Raw genomic sequence first — 7,657 nt, forward strand, 5'->3', positions numbered from 1 at the left:
TCATGCTGAAAAAGTATTTATTCCTGACTAAGCCAGGAATTCTCTTCGGTAACTTCGTTACCACTCTGGGCGGCTTCTTTTTAGCCGCCCAGGGCTCTGTAGATTTCCTCCTCCTTCTCATCACCCTGCTGGGTACAACATTGGTTGTCGCCTCCGGCTGCGTCGTCAACAACGTCATCGATCAAGACATTGATCAGAAGATGGAACGGACGATGAACCGCGCGCTGGTTAAAAAAACCATCAGCCCTTCCGTTGCGCTGGCATTTTCAGCTGCGCTTGGAATTTCAGGCTTTGCCCTGCTGTGGTTCTTTACCAATGCCTATGCCTTTGGCTTTGCTGTACTTGGTTTTGTGGTTTATGTAATTTTGTACAGTCTGTGGAGCAAACGCACGTCCATTCACCAAACCGTGATTGGCAGCATTTCCGGCGCAAGCCCTCCAGTAATTGGCTATACCGCTGTTTCAAATGAATTTGACGTTGCCGCCCTGCTGCTGTTTTTAGCGTATGCGCTTTGGCAAATGCCGCATTCATGGGGAATTGCCGTATACCGTTTTGATGACTATAAAAATGCAGGCATTCCTATCCTGCCTGTAGCACGCTCAATTTTCCGCACGAAAGTTGAAAGCCTGATTTACGTCTTGCTGTTTGCTGCAGTGCTGAATGGCTTGTATTGCTTCGGCTATACCAACATGTTCTTTTTAATCACTTTTAATGCCTTATGCGCATACTGGGTGTATTTATCGATCATTGGGTTCAAAGCCGAAAATGACCAGCTGTGGGCAAAACGCTATTTCTTATATTCGGTGATTTTAATTACCGCATTAAGCTTCAGCTTCAGCTTCAGCTACGTCTCACCTGCACCGCATTTGCCGCTGTTTTAAAAAGATAGAGTGATCTCTATCTTTTTTTATTTTGGGCGGTAAAAACATTTCATGCCCCTGCTCCGGCTTGCTACCATTGCATCTACAACAATAAATTCATTTTTACTTATGAACTATAATTTTCCACAGCTTCAGAAAACCGCCTGCCTTTCCCTCTTGCCTCTCAGCATTTTTTACAGCGCGCACAGTTTTGCCGGCGCAGATGTTTACTGCACGCCATCGACAGAGCTGCAAGGCAATGCCTATACCGCATGCGACAATCTGCCGGCGCTGACCCCAGCGAATGACAATCAGACCAATATGCTGCTATTGCTCAGCGATCTGGGCTTGGCTTCGGTTTCCATTCCCGCTGCACAAAATACGCTGTGGGAGACCGATTACAGCATTGTGCCCTTTGAAACCAAAACCATCACAGCATCCAGCAAGAATAAAGCCGCTTCGGCGCGCCAGCCTTCCAAAGCTGAAACGGACCCTTATCAGGAGCACTGCAGCAGCCTGAACCAAGGCGCGCAGGATTTCCTGCAGCAGATTCAGGCGGACAAAAATCTGTCCAGCTCAGAAAAACTGCTGCTGGCCAGCGAACGCAATAAAATTTCATCCTGCGCCAGTAAAATGCCGCTGATCAGCGTCAATCCAAGCTGGTCTGCAGCTGCGCGCCAGTACGCGTCCTATTTGAATGCCAGCATTGCCTTCTACAATGCTAACTTTTCCACAGCTTCTAAGATTTATTCAGTATTGACTGCAGTAGAGCAGCCTTGGCTGAAAGAAACCTCGCAGTACATGCTGATCCGCAGCAATTTAAATGCCGCTTACCAAAGCGGTGTCGGTGAATATGGCGATCTGCAGCATGACCAGCTGAATCAGCTCCTGCTGAAAGATTTTTTCAACAGCATCACTGATTATTTCAAGCTGTACCCGAATGGCCAGTATGCCGCCAGCGCGCGCGGCCTGCTGCGCCGCGGCTACTGGCTGAATGGCCGGCATGACCTGCTGGTGAATGAATTTGTCTGGCAGATCAATCACCCGAAGTCGAAGCTTTATAATTTAGAGATCAGCAATCTGGCTTATGAAATTGACCGCCATGTTTTTCAAAGCTCAAGATTTAAAGCGCAGAATTTAAATGATCCGTTCTTTCTGGCCATTTATGACCTGATGCAGATGCGCAAGCCTGAAATGGCAGAAGATAAAGTCATCAGCTGGGCCGAACTGAATGCGCAAAAAACTGCCTTTAAAGATCAGCCGGAACTGTTCCAGTACCTGCAGGCCAACCATCTGTTCTTTGTGCAGAACAAAGCGCAGGACGCTTTGAAATACCTGCCAAGCGATGCGCCGGCGGCCGCCAGCAGCTATCTGCAGCTCAGCCAGATTCTGCTCAAAGGGCGCATTCAGGAAAAACTGGGCCAATCACAAGAGAAAAATTGGGAAGCCCTGCTCGCCAAAGCCAAAACGCCTGAACAGCGCGGACTGTTTGAACTGATGCTGTATCCGCATTATGCCAAGCAGCAGAACGCCGCCATGTTTATGGGCGCCAATGCCAAAATTAAGCAGAAGTCGCTGCAAAAAAGCTTTATAGAGGAAGCGGCCAATGAGAAAAGCTTAATGCAGTTTGCGCAAAGCGCCGACGCCAGCAGCGATCAAAAGAATCTGGCGCTGTTTAATATTTTGCAAAAATCTTTGATTCATCAAAACTTCGGCCTGTTTAATCAAGCTTATGCGCTCCTGCCGAAGAATGCCGCGCAATATGTCTATAACAGCGAAACTTTTGAACACTACAAAAACCAGCCGCCGCTGGGCAATTTTGCCTGGAAAGGCGCAAAAGTCAGCAGCGCAATTCAATGTCCTGACCTGTACAGCCTGACGCAAAAGCTTGAACAAACCCCCAAGGACTTAAGGCTGCGCCTCTGCCTTGGAGAATATATCCGCTCAGAACAAGGCTACAGCGTAAACAGTCTGACCTACACAGAAAAAGACCGAAGCAGCTTCCAAGGCCCTGTATTCACCCGAGGCCAAGTCTACAAAGACATCATCAAGGCTTCATCTGATCCTGAAATGAAGGCCTATGCCCTGTACCGCTCCATTATGTGCTACTCGCCAAGCGGCATGAATGACTGTCAGGACAATGAGGTCGCCACATCCACCCGCAAGCAATGGTATGATCAAATCAAGCGCGATTATCCCACTACTTCCTGGGCCAAATCCCTGAAATATTACTGGTGATACGGTGATGCTGAAGCGGTTTTATGCAATCTGCAGCTTTATCGCCCTAAGCCTATGCCTTTGGGCCTGCACGCCGAATCAGTCCGCTTCATCCTCCACGGTGGACGCCAGCCAATATGACAGCTTCTGGATTTGGGGCAATATTTCCTCTGCGCCCTATCTCAGCAAAGCCAAGGAAATTTATATTCTGCAGGGCGAAGTCCGCCTGAACAAAAGCGCGCATCAGTCAGCGCTGATCCCGCAGGGCGTCGCTGTGCTGCAAGTGCCGCATCAGCAAGTTTGGCTGGTGTACCGCAATCACCTGCTGAACTGGCGGCCTGAAGAAATGCAGCGTATTGCGCAGCGGATTCAGCAATGGGAACAGGCCGGCAACAGGATTCAAGGCATTCAGATAGATTTTGACAGCCCGACCAAAGACCTTAAAAGCTATGCGCTGTTTTTAGCAAAACTGCGCGCAGCCTTGCCCCAAAAATATAGACTCAGCATTACCGGCCTGCTGGACTGGGCCAATATTCAGGATCAGCGTACGCTGCATCTGCTGCGGGAAAATATTGATGAACTGGTGATTCAGAGCTATCAAGGTTCAACCACCATTCCGAACCACCAAAGCTATTTAAATAAGGTATCCAAACTGCAGCTTCCTTATAAAATCGGGATTGTGCAGCGCGGGGAATGGAACCCCGAGCTTAATTTTTCTGCAGATCCGAATTTTAAAGGCTATGTGGTTTTTCTTTTGAGAAAATAACGCTCACTTTCTCATATGCTCATGCATGGGCTGGCTGGCATGGCAGTCATAGCACAGCGCGCTTAAATTATTTCTATGGTTATCCGCTTTATTGCCATTAATATGGTGGGTATGCAGCTCAGCATGATTGCCGCTGCAATCTTTTCTACATGATTCGCAGCGCCAGCGCTTTGACTTGCGGAATTCATAAGAAATATATGCCCAATTGTGCTGATATGCATTTAAAGGGACTTCGTCCTGATCACTGTATAAAACATCAATCATTTCCCGATAAAACTGCGGCTCATGCTGCTGATAGAACTCCGCTAGATTAAAGTGCTTCGCCCTATGGTCTTTTTCTGCGGAAGGCAATCCAGTATGATAGCCTTGCCACTTGATTTGCGCCAAGCAGTATTTGCAGACATCTAAATTAGATTTCTCTGTTTTTACACTATGCTGATGATTGCCGATAAACCGGAGTTCCCGCATTCTGTGATGCTTGCCTGAACTGATATAGCGCTGCAGCCGGCCAGAATTTTTCATGTCCTTGATTTTTTGGCAATCGCAAATATGCAATTTCGGCAAATGCTCATCATAGCCTTTGCGCTGAAACACATCCTGAATATTCAGGCTTACAGGCACCCCTTTATAATACAGCAAGCCGCCAGCACTGATGTCAATTTCATCAATACCAACTTCCACACCGTCATAAATATCAAATAATTCGGCATAGCTGATGCCGTTTCTGAATGGCAGCTCTGAATAATCCAGCAGCGGGGCTTTCATCTGCTGCCTTAAGCCATTTAAAAAATCACTTGCCAGAAAATCAATCAGCTCCATGATTCCCACCATAGGCTACAGCGCGAATTTTATCTTCTGCCGTGGTTACAACCCTGAATTCGACACGCTGGGAAACACCATAGTTTTCCACGTTTGATTCATCAGCCGGCTTGCCATCTTTTCCCAGCGTTAATGCGGAAGAATAGCCAATCGCTCTAAATTTCTTTTTCAGCCATGCTTTTTCAATTGCCGTTAATTGAGGGCTTTGCAATAAATAAATCAGCGTATTTTGCGCACGCAGCTGTGAAAGCTGCATATTGTTAATATACGCGGTTTCCTCATTTACCCCTTTCGCCCAAAAGCTGGATGTATGCCCTTCAATTCTTATTTCTTTTATATTGCTAATGAATTTTTCCTGCATAATGGCGCGCAAATAGTCGGGAAAATACTCATCCAGCGCCTGTTTAAAGTCCGCAGTTAAATCGGCGGAACCGGCTTTAAATAAAATATCCTCATTACTGAACCGCACCGTTAAATCCGGGCTTAAAGTTGCTCCCCACCTCCTAAGCTTCACTTTCAGCCTTTCTTCAAGCTGAGAATAGAGCTGCTGTTCATCTGCCTTAAAAATCCGCGGAATATCAACCGACTCTTTCACGCGAATCATGTAAATAATGCTGATTAACAGAAAAACCATCATCAAAGCCGTCATAATATCGCTGAGGCTAATCCAGTGGTCTGCGCCCACTGTTTCTTTTTTGATAAACGGCGGCATATTTATTTAACGCCTTGATCAATGGAGTCAATAACGCGTTTTAAATTTACCGTAATTGGCTCATAGTCCTGAGCAAACTTTGTAGAGAGTGAGCCCAGCTGCTGCGCCAAAGTGATTAAAGACTGATTCAGTGTCTGCTGCAGCTTATTTTCTATTGTGCTTAGGCCGTCATTCAGCTGTCTTTGCGTTTGCTCAAAAGCCTGCTTCATCTGCTCATGCATTTGCTGCGCCTGCTGAGCGGAGTGCTTCTGAGTATCCAAAGCGCGTGAATGGCTGGATTCTAAATATTCATTGATTTCACTAAAGATTTTTTGTGTCAGCTGCTTTGTATTCGCCATTTGCGACTCAGCTTTTTGAAAGCCCTGATCCAGCAATTGGCGCGCATTTTCCATGTCGACAATTTTACAATCCAATGCCCCATAAAAACTTTCAATTCTTTGGTTAAATTCATTATTTTTATGATCTATAGACTGTATGGCGCTTTCAATCTGCTGAATGACCAAACCCAGCATATCGGTATTGCGCAAAATAGCTGAAAAATCATTTTTAATCTGCTCAACTTGGTGAGCCATATCTGAATATTTCTCTGTTTGCTGTTCAACATGCGAGGAATACTGATCTTGCCAATCCACCAAGCGGTGAACGGACTGATTTAACTGTTTAAAATTCTCACCTAAGCTGCTGGTTAAATTGTCATTAAAGCGCTGTATTGCGGTTTCCAATGCTTGAATAAATATTTCAGTATTCTGCTCTGCCTGCTTTTGCGCAAACAGCACAAACTCACTGCGCAGTTCAGCGATTTCACCGGCAATATGGCCTTGCGTGCTGCGCTGAATTTGCTCAATTCCGTTCAAGCTGCTGTTAATAGACTTAAGCAGCTCTTGCATATTGCTCTTATTATTCTGATCTAAATCAATTCCAAATTTTTCAATTGCGCCTATAAGTTTCTGATTATTTGCATTCAAGTTAATGTTAATTTTTTCCAAAAAGAAACTCTGCTCATGCAAGGCGGAATGTTCTTTGTAGAATTGCTGAATTTGCTCATCGCTCTTTAAATCTGCAGTGTTTTCCTTCAAAAACACCAATGCGTGAAATTTAATTATGATGGAAGCCAATACGCCGGTAAAAGACCCCCAAAATGCTGTTTTAATCCCATTCACCAGTGTCGCCAAACTGGCCGTCGGATCATCGGTATTAAAATCCATTAAGCCTAAGGCAACGCCAAAGAAAGTAAATCCAATCCCCATTGTAATTAACAGACTCGGATAATTCAGATTTGCTTTTTTATTCTTGCGGTCTAAATAGAGAAAAAAGGCCAGAAAGCCCATAATGACAAATATTGCAATAATGTGTAATAGTTCAAGCATAATTAGAAAAAATAATATAATTCACATTATTTTAGCATTGTGTGATTTTAACAATGCTTAGTTAGCGCCCGAACAGGCTTAGACTTTAGTATAGATTTTTTAATTTTTTTCATCAATACCAATTAGATAAATTTTATACTCTAAAAATATGCACAGTTTTAAAGTCACCATGGCATTATTGAAACTGAATGAATCAGGTTAAATTCACTCGCCATTCAGCCGATTTTTATGCAGCGCGCCCTCAAAAGCTCCTGCATTTACAACTGTAAGTTAATAATGCCTATAGCGAACTTAGGATCATTATTCCCCCATACAGCAAAGCGCCTAAAGCAGCCCGCTTTCCGCAATTGCCTAAAATAATTAGGGCTTTTTGAATGCATGCCTTGTATTCCAAGGCCAAACGCTCTAGAATTCAGGCTTCGCAAATTTTGCGGCGCAACTTCGGTTGTGACTCCTTGCTTCAGACAATTGCGTCTGGGGCTGTATAATCCGTAAGGAGCTGACAATGCGTCATTACGAAATCGTACTTTTAGTACATCCTGATCAAAGCGATCAAGTGGTTGGTATGGTAGAACGCTATATCTCTCACATCAAAGATGCTGAAGGTCAAATTCACCGTTTAGAAGATTGGGGCCGCCGCCAACTGGCTTACCCGATTAACAAAATTCATAAAGCGCACTACATTTTAATGAATATTGAATGTGGTCAAACTACGCTTGATGAGCTTGAAGAATTGTTCCGCTACAACGATGCAATCATTCGCAGCTTAATCATCCGTCGTGAAAACGCTATCACTGAAGAGTCTTTACTGGCTAAGAGTGCTGAAGAAAAACGCGCGCGTAAAGCACAGCGTGAAGAAGCGCAACAAGCTCAAGACTCTGCTGAAGCATAAGGAGAACATCAATGGCACGTTTTT

At 44.9% G+C, this 7,657-nt stretch carries 7 protein-coding genes; 4 read left to right on the forward strand and 3 right to left on the reverse strand.

Annotated elements, in window-relative coordinates:
- Positions 1-2 precede the first annotated feature (2 nt).
- From cyoE to RSA72_RS13195, 3 genes are all read left to right on the forward strand, one after another.
- Positions 3-881 carry a heme o synthase gene (cyoE, locus tag RSA72_RS13185; protein WP_068912497.1) on the forward strand — a complete coding sequence of 293 codons (879 nt, stop codon included), beginning with the start codon at positions 3-5 and terminating at the stop codon, positions 879-881.
- Positions 882-989: 108 nt separating this feature from the next.
- The gene (locus RSA72_RS13190) at positions 990-3,098 is read left to right on the forward strand and encodes a hypothetical protein (RefSeq protein WP_332623734.1); all 2,109 of its coding nucleotides are present in this window, start codon (positions 990-992) and stop codon (positions 3,096-3,098) included.
- Positions 3,099-3,105: 7 nt separating this feature from the next.
- Positions 3,106-3,843, forward strand: a complete 738-nt coding sequence (locus RSA72_RS13195; RefSeq protein ID WP_332623735.1) for a DUF3142 domain-containing protein — start codon at positions 3,106-3,108, stop codon at positions 3,841-3,843.
- Positions 3,844-3,846: 3 nt separating this feature from the next.
- Here the strand turns inward: RSA72_RS13195 and RSA72_RS13200 are convergent, their stop codons facing one another.
- From RSA72_RS13200 to RSA72_RS13210, 3 genes are read right to left on the reverse strand one after another with little or no spacing between them, the layout of a single operon-like run.
- Positions 3,847-4,662: a hypothetical protein gene (locus RSA72_RS13200; protein ID WP_332633311.1), complete on the reverse strand. Its 816-nt coding sequence runs from the start codon at positions 4,660-4,662 to the stop codon at positions 3,847-3,849.
- A complete protein-coding gene (locus tag RSA72_RS13205) occupies positions 4,649-5,347 on the reverse strand; it encodes an OmpA/MotB family protein (protein ID WP_332633313.1) in 699 nt (232 codons plus the stop codon). The genes RSA72_RS13200 and RSA72_RS13205 overlap by 14 nt, the downstream gene beginning before the upstream one ends.
- 29 nt (positions 5,348-5,376) lie before the next feature.
- Complete coding sequence (locus RSA72_RS13210; protein ID WP_332624620.1) at positions 5,377-6,621, reverse strand: hypothetical protein; 1,245 nt, start codon at positions 6,619-6,621, stop codon at positions 5,377-5,379.
- 625 nt (positions 6,622-7,246) lie between these two features.
- Between RSA72_RS13210 and rpsF the strand changes: the two genes are divergently transcribed.
- Positions 7,247-7,633, forward strand: a complete 387-nt coding sequence (rpsF, locus tag RSA72_RS13215) for a 30S ribosomal protein S6 (protein ID WP_068912489.1) — start codon at positions 7,247-7,249, stop codon at positions 7,631-7,633.
- Positions 7,634-7,657: the final 24 nt, after the last annotated feature.

The organism is Acinetobacter sp. (genome assembly GCF_036659555.1).
Classification (GTDB): domain Bacteria; phylum Pseudomonadota; class Gammaproteobacteria; order Pseudomonadales; family Moraxellaceae; genus Acinetobacter.